The sequence below is a fragment of the Desulfoglaeba alkanexedens ALDC genome (assembly GCF_005377625.1).
Taxonomy (GTDB): domain Bacteria; phylum Desulfobacterota; class Syntrophobacteria; order Syntrophobacterales; family DSM-9756; genus Desulfoglaeba; species Desulfoglaeba alkanexedens.
On the sequence record NZ_CP040098.1, the window covers coordinates 780,914 to 800,993 of the forward strand.

Here is a 20,080-nt window from a genome sequence, read left to right on the forward strand (position 1 = left end):
ATGCTCCGCTTCTAAACCAAGCCGGCGCGTCTTTCAATACCAATTCGCGAGCACAAGCAATCGCAGCAGCACCTGGTCCACGGAATCATTTCGACGAAGGTCCATGCGAAGCGCATACTCCAGGCGGCTGCGGAAGTCGGCCTTGCTTTCGACGAAGCGCGTGGCCGTCGCCCGCTCATCCCGCGACAGGAGGTCTCCGAACCGCTCCAGGAACTCCATCGCCTGGCGGCGCGCCAGGAAAATCCCGTCGCTTCGCCGGGCGAGCCGCCCGGCTCTTGCCGTCAAGCTTGGGAAAAACCGCCGCCTGCCGCCGACGGCGTTACCGCCGTGCAGCCGATAGCACACGTTCGGTCGGCGGTCATAGACCACCCGGCCCAAGGCCGAAATCACCAGGTACGTCCACCAGTCATGCATCCAGGCCGACCGGGGAAGGCGGTTCAAGAGCAGCTCCCGGGCTCCGCGGTCCAGCACCTGGGTGCATCCGATGGCCGGATTTTCCACCAGGGCGTTTCTGAAGCCGACGTGAACCGGCACCGGAGAACGCCCCAGGGGTCGCAGCCTTCGATCCACGTATTCCACCCGGGAAAAATAGAGCCGCGGAGCATCGCCCCCCACGCTTTCCAGCGCCTTCACGGCATCCCCGATCCTGGAAGGGCGCCAGACATCGTCCTGGTCGCCGAACGCGAAATAATCCGGGGAATCGCCCGCCTCTGCCAGCAGGGCGAAATAGCTTGCCGCCACCCCCGCGTGCCCGCCGCGAAGGACCCGCAGATTCTCGTGCCTCCGCTGGAACTGGGCCAGAATCTCCAGCGTTTCGTCGCGAGAGCCATCGTCCCTCACCAGGACCCGTTCAGCGGGATGACTCTGAGCGAAGACGCTTTCCAGCTGTTCGCGGATATAGTCCGCTCCGTTGTACGTCGAAATCAGAACGGCGACCCGGGCGTCTCCCCAAACAGCGGTCCCATCGCCTTTCACCACCACGGCGTTTCACCCCATCCGCGCCGGCTCGCCGCACGTCGAGCGGGCGGCGAGCATCTTTCGCACACCTTCGCGCAGATCGATGGCCGGGCTCCATCCCAGCTCGCGACGCGCCTTCGAAACGTCGAGCACGCACCAGTCCGGAAGAAACGCGGCCGCGGGGTGGGCTTCCGCCACCCTCTCCAGGGGCCGCCCCAGGCAACCCTGGATCACGTCGAGCACCCCTTTCACCGAAACGCCCACGCCCGTTCCGATATTGAAAAGATCGTAAGGGCGCTGCGGTTCAAGGCACGCCCGGACGGCCGCGCACAGGTCCTCGATATGGATATAGTCCCGGACGTTCTCCATGTCGCCCAGGATCCGCACGGGGCGGCCTTTCAAGGCCTGGTAGAGGGCGATACCGATGAACCCTTGGTTTCTCGCGGGCGAAAGCAGCCAGCCGTAGGCGTTGGAAATACGGAGGACCGTGGCCGTGAGGTATCCCCGTTCCGCGCAGAGGCGGATGTAGTGCTCCGCCGCCAGCTTCTGGATCCCATAGGAATTAACCGGGAGGCACGGATGGTCTTCAGTGAACGCCACGCGGTCGGCCGAGCGCCCGTAGACGGCGCCGCCGCTGCTCGCGTAGACCAGGTGCGGGCGGTGCCCGGCCGCCTGCACGGCCTTGAGCAGGTTGAGGGTGGGCACCAGGTTCAGCAGCGTGTCGCTGGACATGTCCCGGTCGGAACTGAGCGGCACGTTGGTGTGCGCCAGGTGGATGATCACGTCCTGCTCCCGCACCAGCGCTTCGCAGTCGGAAGGTGACCCTAGATCGCCCTGGATCCAGCGGATTCTGTCCCCGCAGGGATCGCAGGGAAGGTCACAGGGCGGAAGCGATCGGGTAAGGCCGGTGAGCGGCCAATCCGAAGCCGCAGCCAGGTGATCGAGGAGCGACCGGCCGATGGCCCCGGTGGCTCCCGTGACGGCTACCCGCATCGCCCCTCCTCCAGGCGGCGCTCGATCCTTCGCACCATGGCGTCGAAGGTGAGTTCCCTCGCCGTACGACGGGCTTCGCGGGACACTTCCCGGCGAAGTCCGGGGGAACCGGCCAGTTCCAGGACGGCCCGAGCCAGCCCCGGCGCCCGTCCCTTCTCGAAGAGCAACCCGGTTTTTCCGTGGAACACGATTTCCCGGTTGCCGCCCACATCGGAGGCCACCGTGGGAATGCCCGATTCCAGGGCATGGATCAGGGTCAGAGAAAAAGGCTCGTAGAGCGACGGGAAGAGGTAGATGTCATGCTCCTGGAACACGCGGAAAAGGTCCGGTTCCCGGACCGGGGGACGAAAATCCACGCGCTCCGAAAGGCCCCTCTCCCGGATCGTCCCCTGGAGTCGTTCCAGGTACCGGATGTCCCGGGTGTCTCCCAAGATGGTGAGCCGGACGTCGGCGTCCGGTACACCCTTCAGGATTTCCGGAAGCGCCTCCAGAATCGTGTGCACCCCCTTCATTTCCACCACCCTTCCGGCGAAAAGCAGCCGGAGGCGCCCCTTTTCCACGGGGAACGTTCGATCCCGGTAATCCGAATCGGGCCGGCGCTTCAAGTGCACGCCGTGGGGCACCACGGCCGTCCCCTGGAAGGTGAAGCCCGCCTGCCGGTAGAGCCGTTCCATGAATCGGCTGGGAAAGACGGCCCGGCCCCGGATCCGGATGGCGTGCCGATCCGAACGCCCCCGGCCCGCCAGCCCGAAAACGGCGTTTCGAATCCGCCTCGCGAAGGAAGGTGAGGCGAGCACCTTCTCATCAAAGTAGGTCTGCCAAAATCGAGGCCGAAGAAACGAAATCAGCCAGTTGTCCGTGAGGAGAAAAACCTTCCCGCAGCGGGCTTCCTGGACCGTATCCAGAAGCGACCGGTCAAAGAAAAAAAGGTTCCAGACGAAAAGAACCTCCGGCTTCAGCCGTTCCAACGCGCCCCGCAGCAGCTCCGCGTTGCGCCGGGCGATGCGGTGCCGCTCTTCGTTCGAAGCCGAAAAGGGACGGTAGATGTCCCGGTCGTCGGCCAGAAGTCTGAGCGAACGGTCCACTTCCTGGCCCAGGTAGTCCTCGATCCGTCCGCCGTAATCGCTGGTCAAAACCGAAACCCGGTGGTTGCGCCCGGCCAAAGCCGAAGCGACTTCGAAGCACAGACGCTCGTATCCCCCTACGGTGTTCGGAGGATACAGGTTGCTCAAAAAAAGGAGATTCATTCCGCCGCCACCTTGTGCACGATGCGATAGAATTCGGGGTCTTGCAGGAACCGCTCCTCCGCCGCAGGCCCGCCGGCAAAGTAGGCGAGAAACAGCATCACCAGGCGCTGGAGCGAATGACGTTCCACGATCCGCGTGATCCGGTCCACGTAATCCCATCCCCTGCGGCACCTTCCGGGAAACCGGTTCAGCGAATGAAGAAAACGGGCGCACCCGAAGGCCCATTCCACCCTCACCCGCGCGTGCTCCTCCAAGATCGTGTTCCGCCCGTGCATCCGGTAGAAGAGAAGCGGCTCGTCCAGGAAATGGATTTCCAGGTCCCGGGCCAGGAGCCGCAGAAAGAAATCCAGGTCGTGAGCGTACCTCAGGGGCGCGAAGTACCCGACTTCTTCGAAAACGCGGCGCCGGATCACCAGGTTGGACGTGGTCATGAAGAAGTTGCCGTTCATGAGGGCGAGCGGCAGGTCCCCGACCTTGTCGTAGAAGGCCCGGCTTTCCCGGTACCAGGGGTTGTTGATTTCCCTGCCGCCGTCGTCCACGAATCCCAGCCCGGTGCACACGGCCGCCGCATCCGGCCGGGAGACCAGGACGTCCATGCAGCGCGCCAGGCGCCGGGGATGATAGAGGTCGTCGGAATTGAGGACGGCCACCAGGTCTCCGGTGGCCCGGTGGATGCCGGCGTTGATGGCATAGTGAGCCCCCTGGTTGGGCTGCGACCAGCACACCAGCTCCGGGAAGCTTCGGCTCATCCGGGACACCGCTTCAAAGGAACCGTCGGTGGAGCCGTCGTCCACCACGATGACTTCCCGGGGCCGCAGCACCTGGCTCCAAACGCTTTCCAACGCCGCCTCGATGTACCGCTCGTGGTTGTAGAGCGGGATGACGACGGAAACCGAAAAATGACTCGTCATGAAGACCATGCCCTCAAGCCCGGGCCACCAACAGGAACTGGTCTCCGCCCAGGTACCCGTAGTGCTGCGACCAATAGAAATGACACGACGCTTCCGAAAACCCGGCGGCGCGGAGTTCTTCCAGGCATTCCCAGCCGAAGTGGCGAAAGCAGAGGCAGCCTTCTTCGCGCAGGGGATCGCCGTGGTACTCCGGCGGCAGACGATGCAGAAGCCTTCCATCCTCCAGGACTTCCGCACGAACAATATTGAAAGGAGAGTGAATGTCAAACGGTACCGTAAAGAACAACGTTCCTCCCGGTCTCAGAACCCGCCGGCATTCTCTGAACGCTTGCCGGTGCCCGGGGATGTGTTCGAAGACGTCAAATGACAGGACGAAGTCGAAGAATGCCGAGGCGAAGGAAAGGTTGGTCAGGTCTTCATGGCGCGTTCCCTGCGCGTTCAAGCTTCCCGGCTCCAGACCGGGTCCCAGGAACTCGCTGCCCACGGTCTTGGGGAAACACCGTTTCAGCAGGTCCGAGAACCGGGTCGTCTGTTCCGTGAGATAAAGGGAGCAGTCGGCGGCGGGGCGGCACAGCTTCAGAAAAAGGTGAAACGCCGCCCGCATCCTGTTGTTCAAGCCGCAGCCCGGGCAGACCAGCCGCTCGCGCCAGTTGGGCGTGCGGTGGCCTTCCCCGTCCTCGAACCCATACGCCAGGTCCACCCAGAACGGCACCAGCCGCCGGCACACGCAGCAAAAACCCGACACCGTGAAGGCGTCCCCTGCTTTCGCCAACCGCCGCTCGATACTCTCTCTCCGGCGGTATTCTTCCTCCATGGATTGGGCATAGGCACGGTATTCGGCGAAGGAACCGACGGACACGGTCTCGAGGGGCGGCAGGGAGCCCGCCGGCTTCTTGGCCTTACACGCCGGCTTCAGCGCCGATCGGTGCTTCAGCCGGAGGATCACCTCTTCCCATCCCCGCATAAGCCCGCTCATTCCGTGGGAAGGCCCACGCTCTGGAGGAGTCGCGACAGTTCACGGCGGCCCGCGGCGAAGGAAAAACGGCGTTCCATGAAATCCAGGCCGTTCGCGGAAAGCCTGTTCCACAAGGCCTCGTCACGGTACAGCCGGACCACGGCGGCGGCGAACGCGCGGGGGTCGTCGGCCACCAGGACGTCTTCGCCGTCGGTGAGCCCCGTCCCTTCCACGGCGATGGACGAAGCCACGCAGGGCACCCCGTAGCCCAGGCTCGTGGCCACCTTGCCTTTCAAACCCGCTCCGTAGCGAAGCGGCGCCACCGAAAGACGGCACCGATTGAAATAGGGCGAAAGATCCGGCACGTATCCGGTGACCACCACGCGGTCTCCAGCCAAATCCTGAACCGCCGCCGGGGGATGGCTCCCAAGGACGTGGAAAACCGCCTCCGGCAGTTCTTCCTCGATCAGGGGCCAGACGTCGGCTACGAACGCCAGGACCGCGTCCACGTTTGGTTCGTGCTTGAATCCCCCCACGAAGAGTATGTCCCTGCGTGCTTCGAACGCATTGCCCGAGCCGGGGATGTCCCGAATGAGAGGAATCACGGCGATCTTTCCGCCGTCCACGCCCGGCTCCCGCCGCAGAATCTCCCGCTCCTCCGTACTCAACACAATGGTGCGGTCGGCCCTGCGAATGACCGACAACTCCCGCTCGCGGGTTTTCTCGGCTTCTTTCACGAGGCGTTCCGACCCCTTGAGCCTGGCCTCCCTCGCCTCCCGCACGTGATGGAGATCCACCGTGTCGAAAACGATGCGGGCTTTCGGGCAATACCGGCGGACCAGGTCCAGGTAGGCTTCCGCGCAATGGACCTGGTAAAGGAGAACCAGGTCGTATTCCCTTCCCCGAGCCTCCAGGACTTCCCCCACACCCGTTACGAACGGTGTGTAAAGGCATTCCACGCCCATCCGTTGCAACTCGGCGGTGTATTTCTCCACGTACCGGAGGTCGGCCGCCGGAACGAAGGTCACCCGGTAACCCAGGGACCGGAAGATTCGGAAGTAAGCCGCCATGTCCTGGGAGCCGGAATCCTGGTCCGGGGTGGGCGTCCACGCGTTGAGGACCAGGATTCTGCCTCGTGGCTCCGGCCCCCGGGTTCCGGGCCGGCCGGCGTCGACCCTGGCGGAGGGGGATTCCTTGATCGCCATCGGATCCAAGACCACCAGGGAATGGGGGGCCAGGAAGATTTCGCGCCCCGCCGAACGAACACGCCGGGAGAATTCCAGGCCGGTGAGCATCGGCGATTCCGGGTCTTGAGGAGCGAATCCTCCGATTCCCCTGAAGAGCTCCGAAGGAATTATGCACGAAAGCGCCGAGCAGAAATCCACTTCCCGAAGATATCCGTACGCGGGATGACGCCGGTCACTCCCGGCCCCGATCCTCACCAAGTCCCCGGCCGGAGTGACCGTGCCGCCGGCTTCATGGATCCGCCCTCGAGAATCGATCAAACGGGAACTCACCAGCCCGGCTTCGGGGCATTCCCGGAAGACCCGAAGCAATTCTTCAAGCCAGCCGGGACCCAGCCGGCTCGGCCCGTGAACGAATGCCAGGTAGCGCCCTCCGGCCGCCTCGGCGCCAAGGTTCCAGCATTCGGTCTCCGAGAGGTCCCCTTTGGCCCGGACGATCCGCCATCCCCGCACGACGTTCTCGAGTTCCCGTAGCGTCGCTTCACCCTGTCGGCTCTCGGCGACCACGCCGACAACCTCGTAACCCCGGTCGCCGCAGGCTTTCCGGATGGAATGCAGGAAGGCGAAAAGAGGGCCGGAAGCGCCGGCAAGCGAAACGACCACCGAGACTTCCGGATCTTCGACGTCGGGGAAATCCAGGACTCCGCCCTCCGGCGCTTCCCGCGCATCGAACGCAAAGTCCTCCCGCCACACGGGTTCCTCCGGCCTCGCCGAAACCGGCGAAGCCGCCTCGGGATTGAAACCGCGGAACACGGCATCGAGTCTTTCGAACACCAGGGATTTGAGGCGGAATCTCACGGACCCTGGAACCGGGAGGGCCCAGTAGGCTTTTCGAAGCCCCCGGAAGGCCGCCGCCTTTGCGTCCCGAGCCACCCCCGAGGCCCGCCGTTTGATCGACCGCAACGGGGCCGTGATCCGCCAGGACGTGGAACGGCGCATGGCGTCCAGTTCGGCCTGGAGGCCCTGAGCCCAGGCGGCGCAGCGGTCATGCGCCTCCTGGAGCCTCGCCAGTTCGGCCTGGAGGCTTTCCCCCCAGGCCGCGCTGCGTTTATGGGCTTCACGGAGCGATTCGAGCTCCGCCTGGAGGTCGTGCCCCCAGGCCGCACACCGGTCGTGCGCCTCCTGGACCCTCGCCAGTTCGGCCTGGAGGCTTTCCCACCAGGCCGCGCTGCGTTTATGGGCCTCACGGAGCGATTCGAGCTCCGCCTGGAGGTCGTGCCCCCAGGCCGCACAGCGGTCATGAGCATCCTGAAGGCGGCGCAGTTCGACCTGCGCGAGACGATAGTGCTCCCGGAGCCGCCCCGGCATCCCATGGTCCAGAAAACGCAGCCAGGACTCTCCCGTGAGATACGGGCGCACCTTCTCGAACATCGCCGCCCGCGCCCGGTCGTAGGCGTATTTTCCCCGGTGGGCCTGCTCCATCTCCAGGTTCCCATAGAATCGGTATTCGGCGGTGATCTTATCCACGTGCAGGAACCGGTGGCGCCTGGAGACCCGGACCCAGAAGTCCCAGTCTTCGAAAAGGTCCAACGCCTCGTCGAATCCTTCGACCTCTTCCAGGACCTCCCTCGAAAACATGACGCTCATGAAGGGGATGTAATTTTCGAAAAGCAGCAGGTCCGGATCGAACGGCTTGTTGAAAACCACCTCGTCGCGCAGCTTCATTGAGGGATCGGCCGAAGGACCGCTGAAATAGACGTTTCGCACTCCGGCGTAGGCCACCTTTTCACCGGTGGACTCCAGGGCGGAGACCAGGGTTTCGATGTGGTCCGGGTAAAGGACGTCGTCGTCGTCGCAGAAGTTGAGGTATCGACCTCGGGAAGCCCGGAGGCCGCTGTTGGCCGCGGCGCTTCTTCCCCGGCGGGCTTCGTGGGTGACGAGGGTAAGCGGCAGTCCGCTGCAGACCTCTTCGGCCAGAGCCCGCACGTCCCGGCCCCCGTCGTTTACAAGAACCACTTCCAGGGGCGCATGGGACTGGGCCGCCACGGATTTCAGGGTTTCGGCCAGCAGCTCCGGGCGGTCCCTGGTTCGAACGATCACGGAAACCAGCGGACTCTCTTTCATCTCCTCCCGTTCCGGTGCCCGCCCTTTTCCCGGATCGCTCACCGGACGCGGCTTCGAGCCGGCCGAAAGCAACGCCTTGGATACAGTCATCTGGCAGGACTCGATGTTTCATGTAGCCGCGGGGACGCCGCCGGCCTTGAAAGGCAGCGGAACCTCACGGTGCCTCGTCCCGCGGTCGGGATCGTTCAAGCGGTTTCCCGACCCCGGCGGCCGCAGCGCGCACCGACCGCGGTCCTCTTTCCAAAACACCCGGAAAACCTCACCGCGATCTCCGGATGATATCCAGGAACGGGTTCGGACCCGAAGGAGCGGCCGCGGTGCCCCCGCCGGCCTGGCCCCGGCTCTGCTGGGCCCGGCGCAGCCCTTCCATGAGCGGGTTGGTCACATCCCGTTGCGGCGTCCCCGCCTGGCCCGCGGAACCCGATGGGTTGTCCCCGCCCTGCTTGGCCTCCGCCGGCCCCTTCTCTCCGACCACCGCCACACCGTTCTCTGCCGCAGCCCCCTGAGCCTGCCCGCCGGACGGCTTCCCGGTAACTCCCGGCATTACCCTTCCTCTCACGTTCACCCGCGGCTGTTGCACCGCTTCGCCGCCCCCGACAACGGCCGGCTCCGGTACGGGCGGCGGTTCGGGGCGCTTTTTCCCGCCGCCGTAGAGCGGCAGCCTCAGATCTCCGTCTTCACCGCTCAACAACAGGTAGTTGGGTCCGATTTCCACTATGGAAAACCCATTGATGGCGTCTCCTTCCTTCAGCAGGCCGCCTTCCGCCGGCTGATCCACGCCTCCTCTGCCCCTGGTCTTTTCCTGGACCAACGCCTTCTTCCCGTCCGGCGTAATGATGATCCCTGTAAACAAAAGTTCCCCTTCCAGCCGTTCCGCCTCGGGCGATTTCACTTCCGCCGCCTCTTCCGGCCCTGGAAGAAAAATATGCTTTTCCACCATGGGCGGCACCTCCAGGGCACGGGCCGCAAGCGGAAGCGCAGCCAGAACCGCCGTAAACCCTACAACCTGGAACCTCTGCATGGTCTTTCGCCGCATCTCGCATCTCCTTTTCGTCGAAGACATCCTGCGGGCAAAGCGTCTGACCGATCATGAACCATCTATAGCACGAATCACGTATAGCACGAATGAGGCCGTACGGTCCGCACGGAATGCATGATGATTTGCAAGCTTCCTCCCCCCGGTGTGATTTTCCCCCTCGTTCACAAGCTGAAGCTTGGGAACGAGGGATGATTCGTCCACGCTCCATCTGTGGCCATCGGTGAAATCCGGGGTCAAAGACATGATCGGGGCCGCCGTGGCGGCATGACGTCGTGCGACAACCACCTTTACAGACACCGCCCCCCAACCCCCGAAGAAACGCCTACTTCATCTTGGCTTCCTCAGCTTGGATCATCTTCTGCACCTGGCTCACCTTTTCGGAAAACTCCCGCGTGATCGCCTCCGCTTCGTCCCGGTTATCCACCACTCTGGGGCTGATCAGGATGATCAACTCCGTCTTGGAATTCTCCGTGGACTGACCGCCGAAGGCGTATCCCAGAACGGGGATGTCCCTCAGGATCGGAATCCCCGACCGGCTGACGGAATCCCGGTTCCTCATGAGCCCCCCGATGATGATGGTCTGGCCGTCCTGAACCACAAGCGACGTCTCCGCCTTGCGGCTCACGATGGACGTGGTCTGCAGCTGCACGTCCCGCTCCCCCCGTTCGCTCACTTCCTGGGAAATGTCCATCTTCACCAGCCCGCTGGAATTGATATGCGGGGTAACGCCCAGGATGATCCCGGTCTTGCGGTACTGGATGCTTCGCGTCACCGTCGTGGCTTCCTGGCTGGTGACCTCCCCCGTGACGATGGGCACTTCCTCGGCCACTTCGATGTAGGCTTCTTTGTGGTCGGACGCCATGATGTTGGGCGATGAGAGTATGTTCAGCGACGCGTCTTTTCCCAAGGCACGGATCAAACCGCGAAGAAAGTCGCTGCCGTCGAACACCGCGGCGGTGAAACCGCTTCCCGTTCCCAGCGGCGTATTGATGCCGTGAGAAATACCGCTGTCCAGAATAGCTTGGCCCGTGTAGTCGTTGCGGTGCCCCTGCAGGAACCATTCGACCCCGTATTCAACGGAGCCGCTCAGCGATATTTCCGCGATGATCACATTGATGAGAACCTGCCGGGGAACGATGTCCAGTTTTTCCAATATGCCGAGGACCACCCGGTAGTCGCGTTCGCTCGCCTTGATCACGATGCTGTTGGTGGTGGGGTCCGCGATGAAGCTGACTTCCCCTCCCAGCTCCCCTGCTCCCACGGAGGCCGATACCCCCGGAGCCTCGCCGTCGGCTTCCCGGGTGGGCTCCACGATGGTCTCTTCTTCCTTCTTGGATCGCTTCGCCGAACCGGTTTTCCCTCCGTACAGGTACCCCAGGATATCCGCCAGTTCTTCGGCCGAACCGTTCTGGACGAAATACACGTAGACTCCCGTTCCGGCTCCCGTGGGCTGATCCATGGCTCCGATCCACCGGCCGACCAGATCCAGCACGGAAGGCCAGCGGCTGGCCACCAGCAGCGCGTTCAGGCTCTTGATCGGATGAATCTGGTAGCTTCCCGGATCGACTCCCGGGCGGTTGAACAACCCCTGGCCGCTCAACACGGAAGTGAGTTCCGTGGCAATGGCTTCCGACTCCGTATGTTTCAGGGGGATGATGCGCCAGGAGACTTCTTTGATGTGGTTGACGTCCAGCGCGTTGACGATGCTGATAACCTTGTTCACGTTGGCCCGGGTGTCCGTGATGATGAGGGTGTTGCTGGTGGCATCGGCGACGACCACCGCGCCGGGGGACAGGAAAGGCCGGATGTTGGTGGCGGCGGTGCCGGCGGAGAGGTACCGGAGCCTCACCAGGCGGGTGATGTCCCCGGGGCCTTCGGCCGTGTCCCCGACCAGCGGCGTAGACGTGCCGGTTCCCGCGCCGAGGTTCTTACGAACGATCTTGAAAAGGTTTCCGGGACCCGGAACGATGGCGAGGTTGCTCAGCTGGAGCACGTCGTTCAGAACGTCCACGTATTCCATCACCGTGTAGGTGCCTTTGAGGTTGAAGGTGACGTTCGCCTGAATGCTGGGGTCGATCACGTAGTTGACGTTGAAAAGCTGAAAGAGGGTGGCGTCCAGGACTTCGTAGATATCCGCGTTGTCGAACGCCAGCTCCAAGGGGATTCCCCGGTCCTCTTGGGGGCCCTCGGGCCTTGCCGATTCGGCGGGAGGACGCACGGGCTGATTGCGCGGAACGGGTTCCGCCCTGTAGGATGCGCCCTGAATCGGGGTCACGGCCTCCGGTTCCTCGGACATCCCAACCGGCGTGATGCGACCGCCGGAAGGAGACGGCTCTTGCACTTTCCGGGAAACCTCGGCGCCGCTCGGCGGCCTTCGTGCGGAACCCGGCGGTTCCGGTCTGCCGGGCCACGTGGCGCAACCCGCCAGGGACAGCAACACCGCGATGCCCAGGCCCATGCCGGCATATCTCATGAAAGACCGATGCTTCCTGTGAACGTTCATCCGCGACCCCGCTGCGGCCTTATCGTCAACGACCCGGCCTGGAAACGCCGGCCGGGTTCCATGTAAAGGGTTCCCAACCGCAGAGAAACCACCAGGCTGGCTTCCCGCGTCCGCTGGTAGGTCACCCGCAAAGACTCCACCCGCACGGCCTTATCGAATGTCTCCAGGAATTGCAAAAGCTCCGCAAGCTGCTGCATGTTCATCAGGAGCTGGAACTCGATGCGGGCCACCGGGTAGTCCCGCCATTTGCCCGGAGCCACTTCGGTATAGCGGCGAACCACGGCCCCGGTCTTTTCGAAATGAGCCTGAAGCGCCGACTGGATCTCGGCGTTGACTTCTTCCGGGGTGCTCCCCTTGGGAAGCAGCCGGCTCACCAGGGCCACCTGCCGCGTGAAATCGGCTCCCGACCCCCGCGATTTTTCGGCCTGAGCCAGTTCCGCGGCCAGCTTTTTCGCTTCGACCTGCAGGCTCGTGATTTCCGTCTCCAGTTCTTCCAGGGTTTCGGTTCGAGGCCCATAGACCCGGGCCCACCAGATGAGGGCGAGCGTCACGGCGCACGCGCAAACGAGGCCCCACCGTCGGGTTTTCTTACTGAGTGCCGGCATGGCTGCGCAACCTTATGGTCAGATTGAACTGCTCGCTGCCCTCCGCAAAACGGCTTACGGATCCCTGGAGTTTCACCTCTTCGAAGAGCTCCGATGCTCTCAGCCCTTCGATGACCTTGAGGGCGTCGGGGGCGCGGCATCGCAGGTTGAGGGCGTCCCCTTCGTACTGGACGCTCGGAAACCAGGTCCCCGCGGGAAGGAGGCGCGCCGCTTCGTTCAGAGCCGTGTAAAGCGGGTGCCTGTCACGGTGATAGGCGTTGACGTCTTCCACCGCCTTGCGGACTCTCGCCAGTTCTTCTTCGTTTCGGCGGATCGGTTCCAGGCGCTTCTTGATTTCCTGGATCCGGAGCGTCAGTTCCTGCGCATCGCGGCGCATCGCCTCGATGCGCCGATCCGCGTGCCAGGTCCAGGACCCGGCCGCCAGGAAACCGCAAAGAATCAGCGGGATGATGATTTTTCCAGGCTGAAACGTCTTGATCCGGGTGGGAGACGGGTCCACTTTCAAGCGCTGCCAGTCGCCCACGCCCACCGAAGCCACGGCCACCGCCGGGTTTTCGGCGATTCCCGGAGCCGGTGCAAGCCGGTTCCGGGGCGGCGCGGGATCCAACGAGGAACCGACACCATCCCACCGGAACAGCGGAACCGAAGGGTCGCTAAGCCGGGACGCCAGCAGCGTTTGCGCCACATCCGCCGGGTCGGAACCCGGCTCCGACGTCCAGACCGCGGAAAAGACCATGCCTCGGGATTCGAAGGCAGCCAGTTCGCAGTGCTTTCCCCGCTGCTCCAGCACGGCCGCGGGAACCGGATACCCTTGCAGCACGAACCATCGGGCCAGCCCGAAAGAAAAGGGAAACAGGCCCGCCAAGGACCGCTCATGACCCGATTGGCCTATCACTTCCAGGTAAGGATCCAGCACCCGCCTGGGAGCGTAAACGAAAAGAACGTGAACCGGCCCCCGCCCCTTTCGCCACAAATGAACGTCAAAGTACACGTCCTCGACGGGGAGATGGCTGTAAAGGGGCAGACTGTTCTCGACGGACGCCAGGGCGTCTTCCAGCGGAAGAGGAGGCAGCGTGAAGTCCCTGCAAAAAAAAAGCGATCGGGGCAGGCCGACGAAAAGCTCCCGGTTTCGGCGGGACGGCACCCGTTCCAGCCAATGCTTCAAGGCGGGGGGCCCGCCCACATGGAAGGACGCAAACGCTTCTTCATCCCCCAGGGAACCCAGCGGCCGCCACCGGCCCAGGCGCCGGGTGAAGGCGGCTGTGAAAAGTTTCTCTTCTTCCACGTAAACGCCGATGATCTCTCGAGCCATAACCCCTGGTTTCATCTACCATGGCGAGGAAAGCCGAACCGCCTCACACGCCCTCACCGCGGTCCCGGAAGCCCCAAGAAGAAAACAATCACCGCCGCCGTCAACCGCGCTCACTCCGCTTCCTCACGGGCCTGGAGAAAGGCCTGGTGAAGGCCCTCGATCTTTCGCGAACCTGAAGCAGCGTCCACGAAGACCAGCGCGTACCAGTACCCCGCTCCCCGGCCCGGGATGATCACTTCCACGCGGCGGGCAACGCCGCCCAGAACCGTCAGCCCGTCGGAAAGCGAATCGGGAAGCAAGCGGCTCCCGGCCGTCTCTTCCTCGTCATCCACGCCGGCTTCCTCCTCCGGCCGGTACGCCGCTCGAAGCCTGGACGACGGATCGCCCCAGAACAAATCGGCGGTGACGCCTTTGACGAGAAGCAGTTCCGTGAGCAGCTTGAAGGGGCCGTTGGCCGGAACGGCGAAAGGATCCCCGTCTTCGTAGTCGCTCTCCTCCGCTCCATTCACACGGACCAAATGGTCCGCGTCCCTCCAGTCCAGTATCGCATCGCTCACCCGTTCCCCGTCGTCCCGTTCCCCGTCGTCCCGTTCCCGGTCGTCCCGTTCCCGGTCCTCGGTGAGCGTCAGGACCAGCTGGCGGATTTCCTCGTCGCCGGCCGTATTCAAGTTGATCCTTTCGCCTTCGTCGCTCACGGTCACCCACACGGAGAAACCCCCGGGTTCCAGCCGGACCCATTCCTCGGGCCGTTCCACTTCCCCCGGAAGCGGCCACCCCGCCGTTGCGACCAGGTCTACCACCGACAGCAGGGCTTCCCGGTACTGAAGGGCCCGCCAGCCGTTGGACGCGAGATCAGCGCGCTGGCGATGCCTCCCGGCGAAATCTCCGGCCATGACCGTCATGAGTACCAGCGCCCACAGCACGAAAACAATGACCGTTCCGTCCCGGCGCCTCACCCGCCTCGGCGCACCCCCTTCTTTCACAGGTCGGACGTCCTCGTCAGGTAATACCATGTGCGGACTTTGCCACCCTTTTCGTCCAGTTGAAACCGCACCCTCACCACCGACGGCACATTGCCGGGCGTCTCGCAGCTCCAACGATCCTCCCAATCCTCGGAAGCATCCAAATCCACCGGCTCTTGATCGGAAAAGCGCAGATCGAAGCCCCGCACCCCCCGGATGATGCTCACCGGTTCGAGCTCTCCCTCCCAAAGATCCCCCAGCGGGTGGTGGCGGTCGTCGATGTGCTCGCGGCGGGTCACGATCTGCTGGTAAAGAAGCAGCGCCTCGGATGCCTCATCGTAGACGCAGGTCACCCGCAGAAGCCCCTTCGCCCGGGATCCCTGCGGCGCGTAGCCGGTGAAGAACGAAAAACCGTGAGGCTCCCCGCAGAACGGCAGAAGCGCCTCCCCGCCTTCGGCTCCGAAGGATGCTTTCGGTACCAGAGAAAGGAGCTGCCGGTCCAGGACCGTCGGTATGGCGTGGATGAGCGGCAGGCTCTCTTCCTGCTCGGAACCCCGCTGCCATACGCTGAGCGCCAGTCTCAACGCCAGGGTCATCACCAAGACGATCACGGCGACCAGCGTCATGGCAATGAGTACTTCAACCAGCGTGAACCCGCTTTTCCTCGATCCGGCCATGTTTCGGTTCCGCTCATTCCCGCCGGCGCCAGCGCTGGACGCAGTAATCGCGGCTCGACCCTTCGCTCTCATACCTCACGCACAACTCGAGCTCCACCATGTTCGGAACCTCGACGGGTTCGTAATCTTCGCGGAGCGAAATCTCCAGGGGGGCGGCCGTCACCGTGTAGGACCAGCCCTCTTCCCCCGCCACTTCACCTTCCGCGCTTTCACGGCGCACGGCTTCCAGCATCAGCGCTTCATCGGAAAGCAGGTTGGAAGCGATGCGCGTCGCTTCCGCCAGCTGGTCGGAACGAAAGGCGAGGCGGCTCGAAAGGGAGAAGTTCTGGAAAACGACGGCCAGGCAGATGCTCAGGATCACCAGGGAAACCAGGACCTCCATGAGCGTGAAACCGCCGTGCGGTCGCCATGGGATCGCGGGCGGCGCCTGCGATGGGTTTCCCCGGCGGACGTCACTCATCGGCATTCACAACCTCGGCCAGACCGGTGATCATGTCGATTCGAATCGTGTGGGGACGCCTGTCGCCTATGGAAAACACGAGTCTACCCCCACTCGAAGAGCCGTCCGGATAGAACACGATCGCGCGGCGATCGCCGCCGGCCGTAGCGATGCCTTCGCCTTCGATGAGCATCGCTTCCGGAATGGCGACGGAGCCTTTCCGGCCCCCGACCCAGCAGCGGCGTTCGTCCTGGGAAATGTAGAGGGCCGTGGGCTCTCCCCGCCCCACCGCCGCTCGGCGTGCGGCTCTCGCCAGTTCGAGGAACTCCTGGACGAACCGCCGGTCCTCCCGGCCGCTCAACCCTCGGCCCACGTGCATGAAGACCAGGGAACCGGCCAGGGAGACAATCACCAGCACCACCAGCAGTTCCAGCAGCGTGAAACCCTTTTCAGAAGGCGATTTCATTGATTCCGAATATGGCGGAAAGCATGGAAATGACCATGCCTCCGATCACCAGGCCCATGAAAAGAATGGCGGCGGGTTCCAGCATGGCGAGGTAGCGCTTGATCTTGACCTGGATCTGGGCGTCCAGTTCATCGGCGGTGGCGGTGAGCATGGCACCCAGTTCCCCGGTTTCTTCACCGAGCGCCGTCATGTGCACGACCACGACCGGAAAGAGGCCCGTTTCCTTGATAAGCAGGCTGATGCGCTTGCCTTGGCGCACCTGCTGGTAGATGTGTTCCACGGCTTCTTTGACCACGTGATTTCCGGCGACGTCCCGAACGATGGCCAGCGCCTTGAGCAGCGGCACGCCGCTGGAAACCAGGGTGCCGAGCGTCCGCGCGAAACGGCTCACTTCCAGGTCGAGAAAGAGGGAGCCCAAGAGCGGAAGCCTGATGAGCCAACGATCGAGGCGCCGTTTTCCAAGGGATGTCCGAACCGCATGCCAGGCGGCGCCGGCGGCGGCGCCGGCGGCCAGCACGAGCGCCCACCACCACTCGCGAAAGAGGTCGCTCGCGAGGATCAGCATCCGGGTGGAAAAGGGAATGTCGTGGCCCATGTCGACGAAGATTTCGGCAAACCGCGGGATCACGAACCCCAGGATGGCCACCACCGAGAGGATGCCCACGCCCACGAGAAGCGAAGGATAGATGGCCGACGAAACGACGAACCGCTTGATCTCTTCGTTCCGCTCCAAGAATGCGGCGAGCTTTCCCATGACCTCGTCCAAAACGCCGCCCACTTCGCCGACCCGCACCATGTTCACGTAGAGTTCACGGAACTCCGGCCTTGCCGCCATGGCGTCGGAAAGGCTCTTGCCGCCCCGGAGCCCCTCTCTCAACTCCAGGGCCATGTCCCGGACGGGTTTTTCGGTGGCCGCATCCGCGATGATAAAAAGCGCCCGGTCCAGGGGGATCCCGGCCTTGGTAAGATGCGCCAGTTCCTGGGTGAACCGAAGGAGCCCCACCCCCTTGACACGGCCCCTGCGGAACCGAAACGCCACCGAGCGCTTCGGTGCACCGTTGACCCAGCGGATGAGGTGAAGGCCACGGGTCTGGAGCGAGAGAAGGAGAGCGGCCCGGTCCCTCGCTTCCTCGGCGGCCACGATCCTCCGGCCCCGGGAATCGAGTGCTTCGTAGGAAAACTTCTCCATCAGCGGGTCACCCTCAGCACTTCTTCATAGGTCGTGATGCCGCGGCGCACCTTGTCCAGCCCGTCCAGGCGCAGGGTCGTCATCCCGCTTTCGACGGCTTTCTGCGCGATTCCGATCCGATCGGCTCCCCTGAGGATCTCCCGCTGAATCGCTTCATCCAGCGGAAGAAATTCGAAGATGCCCAGCCGGCCGCGGTAGCCCGTTCCACCGCAACCGTCGCAGCCTTTCCCGCGCCAGTAGGAACCGTTCACAAGGTCCGCAGAGACTCCGAATTCATCCGCCAGGGCCTGCCGCTCCTCGTCGCTCACCGGCACCTCCTCCCGGCAGTCGGGGCAGATCTTTCGCACCAGCCGCTGAGCGAGCACCGCCACGACGGCGGAGGTGATCATGAACCGTTCCACGCCCATGTCTTCCAGGCGGAGGATGGCCCCGGGGGCGTCGTTGGTGTGGAGCGTGGAAAAGACCATGTGGCCGGTCAAGGCGGCCTGGATCGCGATTTCCGCGGTTTCCCGGTCGCGGATTTCCCCCACCAGCATCACGTCGGGGTCCTGGCGGAGAAAGGACCTCAGGCTGTAAGCGAACGTCAGTCCGATCTTCGACTGGACCTGGACCTGGTTGATGCCTTCCAGCTGGTATTCCACCGGGTCTTCCACCGTGACGATCTTCTTGTCGGGCTGGTTGATGGCGCTCAGCGCCGCGTAGAGCGTGGTGGTCTTTCCGGAACCCGTGGGGCCGGTCACCAGGAGGATGCCGTAGGGGAGCACGATGGTGGCCTGAAAGCGCTGAAGGAGGTTGGAAGGAAACCCCAGGCGGTCCAGTTCGAAAAGCACGTCTTCCTTGTGCAGCAGCCGCAGCACCAGACTTTCACCGAAAACGGTCGGGAGCGACGAAACGCGGATGTCCAGTTCCTGTCTGGCCATCTTGAACTTGATGCGCCCGTCCTGGGGCAGCCGCATTTCCGCGATGTTCATCTTGGCCATGAGCTTGATGCGGGACGTGATGGCGGCCTGGAACCGCTTGGCCAGGCTTTCTTGGTCGTGCAGCACGCCGTCGATCCGGTAGCGCACCTGAACCCCCTGGCGGCGCGGTTCGATGTGGATGTCGGAAGCCCCGAGATCCACCGCCCGGGAAATCAGGTGATTCACCAGGCGGATGATGGGCCCCTCGGACGCCATGTCTTTCAGTTGCTCCGGGTTGTCCCAGAGTTGCTCCTCCAAGCTCAGCCCTTCGCCTTCCCCCGCCTCGTCTTCGCCGAGCACCACTTCCGTCTCGTACCACCGGTACGTAAACTGCGACAGAAGGTCTTCCGACGCCTTGAAGACAGCCACGGGTTTCCCGTATACCGCGGCGATGATTTCCCGAGTATTGAAATCCAAGGGATCCGCCATAGCCACCTTCACCGCCTCCCGGGAATCGTCCAGCACCAGGAAACGAAACCGCTTCATGAAAGGGAGGGGAAGCGGATTGAGCCCCGGCGGGTTGTCGGGAAATCCGTTTTCATCGATTTCCGGGACGTTCAGCACGGGAACTTCCGTCCGGGGAAAGGCCTCCGCCGGCTGACGCTCGTTGTCCGGAGCCGACCGCCCGATACGCTTCAATAGATTTTGCATCATGGGGAACCCGTTACACCCCCTTCACTCAGGATCCTTTGAAAAGGCCGGACGCGCGACAGCCCGAAACCGCCATGTCTTCCGCGAGGATCAAAAGTGGAACCCCTCGCCTCCTATGCGGAGCCGGCCGTTGCGCCCTTCAACGGCCGAGGAGGCTTCCGGGCGCACGTCTAATCCGTTCAACCCCCACTTTTGGAACCAATATGTCACATTTTCACGTCAAAGGCCAAGAGCTTCACTCAAAAGATGCGATGGAACGTGGAGCACGGCCGATCGCTGATTTCGTGACCGGATCGGCGCGGGCCCATCCGGCAAGGTAACGGCATCTTCCACCTTGTTCCCAAGCTCGACCATCCACCTTGTTCCCAAGCTCGACCATCCACCTTGTTCCACCTTGTTCCCAAGCTCGACCATCCACCTTGTTCCCAAGCTCCAGCTTGGGAACACAACTGTGTAGAAGCTCCAGCTTCGATCACCATAAGGAGGCGAAGCCGGAGCTTGGGAACGAGGGATGATTCGTCCAGGCTCCACACCTGTGGCCATCGGTGAAATCCGTGGACAAAGACATCGGTGTGTCTCAAGACACGTGTCGCACCAAGCCAAGCACATCCACACGGGGCCACCCACATGGTTCTTGCCCCGCTTCCGTCCCCGCGCTAGGTTTGCATCATAACCCGTCGGCGCTCCACCGTGGATACATTCACCAAGGGGCGTCGGATGCGCGGCGCGTTTCCCTGTGGCGCCTGCAGGTCACGGGTCGATGCGGGTGCTAACCCAAATGGGCATCCACAGATTACACAGATTGACACAGACCTTAATCCGTGAGATTGCGTCTATACATAAAAATATCATACCGCAGGTATCATCTTGAATTTCATTCGCTTTTGTGCTATAGGGTCTCCTGTCA

The 20,080-nt window shown here is 63.3% G+C and carries 16 protein-coding genes; all 16 read right to left on the reverse strand.

What is annotated here, in order from left to right; genetic code table 11:
• Positions 1-33 precede the first annotated feature (33 nt).
• The 16 genes from FDQ92_RS03760 to FDQ92_RS03835 all read right to left on the reverse strand — a co-directional run bounded on the left by FDQ92_RS03760 (position 34) and on the right by FDQ92_RS03835 (position 19,176).
• Entirely contained in the window at positions 34-981 is a 948-nt protein-coding gene (locus FDQ92_RS03760; protein ID WP_137423340.1) for a glycosyltransferase family 2 protein, read from the reverse strand.
• Positions 982-987: 6 nt separating this feature from the next.
• The gene (locus FDQ92_RS03765; protein ID WP_137423341.1) at positions 988-1,950 is read right to left on the reverse strand and encodes an NAD-dependent epimerase/dehydratase family protein; all 963 of its coding nucleotides are present in this window, start codon (positions 1,948-1,950) and stop codon (positions 988-990) included.
• Positions 1,941-3,197, reverse strand: a complete 1,257-nt coding sequence (locus FDQ92_RS03770; RefSeq protein ID WP_170180167.1) for a glycosyltransferase family 4 protein — start codon at positions 3,195-3,197, stop codon at positions 1,941-1,943. Before FDQ92_RS03770 ends, FDQ92_RS03765 begins: the two co-directional genes overlap by 10 nt.
• On the reverse strand, positions 3,194-4,108 hold the full coding sequence (locus FDQ92_RS03775) for a glycosyltransferase (protein WP_170180168.1): 915 nt from the start codon (positions 4,106-4,108) through the stop codon (positions 3,194-3,196). Before FDQ92_RS03775 ends, FDQ92_RS03770 begins: the two co-directional genes overlap by 4 nt.
• A gap of 13 nt (positions 4,109-4,121) precedes the next feature.
• The gene (locus FDQ92_RS03780) at positions 4,122-5,072 is read right to left on the reverse strand and encodes a class I SAM-dependent methyltransferase (RefSeq protein ID WP_170180169.1); all 951 of its coding nucleotides are present in this window, start codon (positions 5,070-5,072) and stop codon (positions 4,122-4,124) included.
• An 8-nt stretch (positions 5,073-5,080) separates the two neighbouring features.
• Complete coding sequence (locus tag FDQ92_RS03785; protein WP_137423347.1) at positions 5,081-8,461, reverse strand: glycosyltransferase; 3,381 nt, start codon at positions 8,459-8,461, stop codon at positions 5,081-5,083.
• A 169-nt stretch (positions 8,462-8,630) separates the two neighbouring features.
• The gene (locus FDQ92_RS03790) at positions 8,631-9,407 is read right to left on the reverse strand and encodes a hypothetical protein (RefSeq protein WP_137423348.1); all 777 of its coding nucleotides are present in this window, start codon (positions 9,405-9,407) and stop codon (positions 8,631-8,633) included.
• A gap of 325 nt (positions 9,408-9,732) precedes the next feature.
• Positions 9,733-11,883 (reverse strand): type II secretion system secretin GspD, encoded by a 2,151-nt coding sequence (gene gspD / locus FDQ92_RS03795; RefSeq protein WP_170180170.1) that lies wholly within the window; start codon positions 11,881-11,883, stop codon positions 9,733-9,735.
• Between the two features lie 26 nt (positions 11,884-11,909).
• A complete protein-coding gene (locus FDQ92_RS03800) occupies positions 11,910-12,518 on the reverse strand; it encodes a hypothetical protein (protein ID WP_137423350.1) in 609 nt (202 codons plus the stop codon).
• On the reverse strand, positions 12,502-13,830 hold the full coding sequence (locus FDQ92_RS03805) for a PilN domain-containing protein (protein WP_137423351.1): 1,329 nt from the start codon (positions 13,828-13,830) through the stop codon (positions 12,502-12,504). The genes FDQ92_RS03800 and FDQ92_RS03805 overlap by 17 nt, the downstream gene beginning before the upstream one ends.
• A gap of 110 nt (positions 13,831-13,940) precedes the next feature.
• Positions 13,941-14,813, reverse strand: a complete 873-nt coding sequence (locus FDQ92_RS03810; RefSeq protein ID WP_170180171.1) for a type II secretion system minor pseudopilin — start codon at positions 14,811-14,813, stop codon at positions 13,941-13,943.
• Positions 14,810-15,469 (reverse strand): PulJ/GspJ family protein, encoded by a 660-nt coding sequence (locus FDQ92_RS03815; protein ID WP_170180172.1) that lies wholly within the window; start codon positions 15,467-15,469, stop codon positions 14,810-14,812. Before FDQ92_RS03815 ends, FDQ92_RS03810 begins: the two co-directional genes overlap by 4 nt.
• Positions 15,470-15,482: 13 nt before the next feature.
• Positions 15,483-15,929: a type IV pilus modification PilV family protein gene (locus FDQ92_RS03820; protein ID WP_170180173.1), complete on the reverse strand. Its 447-nt coding sequence runs from the start codon at positions 15,927-15,929 to the stop codon at positions 15,483-15,485.
• A complete protein-coding gene (locus FDQ92_RS03825; RefSeq protein WP_137423355.1) occupies positions 15,922-16,374 on the reverse strand; it encodes a GspH/FimT family pseudopilin in 453 nt (150 codons plus the stop codon). Before FDQ92_RS03825 ends, FDQ92_RS03820 begins: the two co-directional genes overlap by 8 nt.
• Positions 16,358-17,563, reverse strand: coding sequence for a type II secretion system F family protein (locus FDQ92_RS03830; RefSeq protein WP_137423356.1), 1,206 nt, complete (start codon positions 17,561-17,563; stop codon positions 16,358-16,360). The genes FDQ92_RS03825 and FDQ92_RS03830 overlap by 17 nt, the downstream gene beginning before the upstream one ends.
• The gene (locus FDQ92_RS03835; protein WP_137423357.1) at positions 17,563-19,176 is read right to left on the reverse strand and encodes a GspE/PulE family protein; all 1,614 of its coding nucleotides are present in this window, start codon (positions 19,174-19,176) and stop codon (positions 17,563-17,565) included. Before FDQ92_RS03835 ends, FDQ92_RS03830 begins: the two co-directional genes overlap by 1 nt.
• Positions 19,177-20,080: the final 904 nt, after the last annotated feature.

What these genes read in the sequence shown, in the direction of transcription:
- FDQ92_RS03780 (WP_170180169.1), bottom strand. Translation starts at nt 5,072, where the DNA reads ATGCGGGGATGGGAAGAGGTGATCCTCCGGCTGAAGCACCGATCGGCG.
- FDQ92_RS03770 (WP_170180167.1), bottom strand. Translation starts at nt 3,197, where the DNA reads ATGAATCTCCTTTTTTTGAGCAACCTGTATCCTCCGAACACCGTAGGG.
- FDQ92_RS03765 (WP_137423341.1), bottom strand. Translation starts at nt 1,950, where the DNA reads ATGCGGGTAGCCGTCACGGGAGCCACCGGGGCCATCGGCCGGTCGCTC.
- FDQ92_RS03785 (WP_137423347.1), bottom strand. Translation starts at nt 8,461, where the DNA reads ATGACTGTATCCAAGGCGTTGCTTTCGGCCGGCTCGAAGCCGCGTCCG.
- FDQ92_RS03775 (WP_170180168.1), bottom strand. Translation starts at nt 4,108, where the DNA reads ATGACGAGTCATTTTTCGGTTTCCGTCGTCATCCCGCTCTACAACCAC.
- FDQ92_RS03830 (WP_137423356.1), bottom strand. Translation starts at nt 17,563, where the DNA reads ATGGAGAAGTTTTCCTACGAAGCACTCGATTCCCGGGGCCGGAGGATC.
- FDQ92_RS03820 (WP_170180173.1), bottom strand. Translation starts at nt 15,929, where the DNA reads ATGAGTGACGTCCGCCGGGGAAACCCATCGCAGGCGCCGCCCGCGATC.
- FDQ92_RS03800 (WP_137423350.1), bottom strand. Translation starts at nt 12,518, where the DNA reads ATGCCGGCACTCAGTAAGAAAACCCGACGGTGGGGCCTCGTTTGCGCG.
- FDQ92_RS03815 (WP_170180172.1), bottom strand. Translation starts at nt 15,469, where the DNA reads ATGGCCGGATCGAGGAAAAGCGGGTTCACGCTGGTTGAAGTACTCATT.
- gspD (WP_170180170.1), bottom strand. Translation starts at nt 11,883, where the DNA reads ATGAGATATGCCGGCATGGGCCTGGGCATCGCGGTGTTGCTGTCCCTG.
- FDQ92_RS03805 (WP_137423351.1), bottom strand. Translation starts at nt 13,830, where the DNA reads ATGGCTCGAGAGATCATCGGCGTTTACGTGGAAGAAGAGAAACTTTTC.
- FDQ92_RS03825 (WP_137423355.1), bottom strand. Translation starts at nt 16,374, where the DNA reads ATGAAATCGCCTTCTGAAAAGGGTTTCACGCTGCTGGAACTGCTGGTG.
- FDQ92_RS03835 (WP_137423357.1), bottom strand. Translation starts at nt 19,176, where the DNA reads ATGATGCAAAATCTATTGAAGCGTATCGGGCGGTCGGCTCCGGACAAC.
- FDQ92_RS03790 (WP_137423348.1), bottom strand. Translation starts at nt 9,407, where the DNA reads ATGCGGCGAAAGACCATGCAGAGGTTCCAGGTTGTAGGGTTTACGGCG.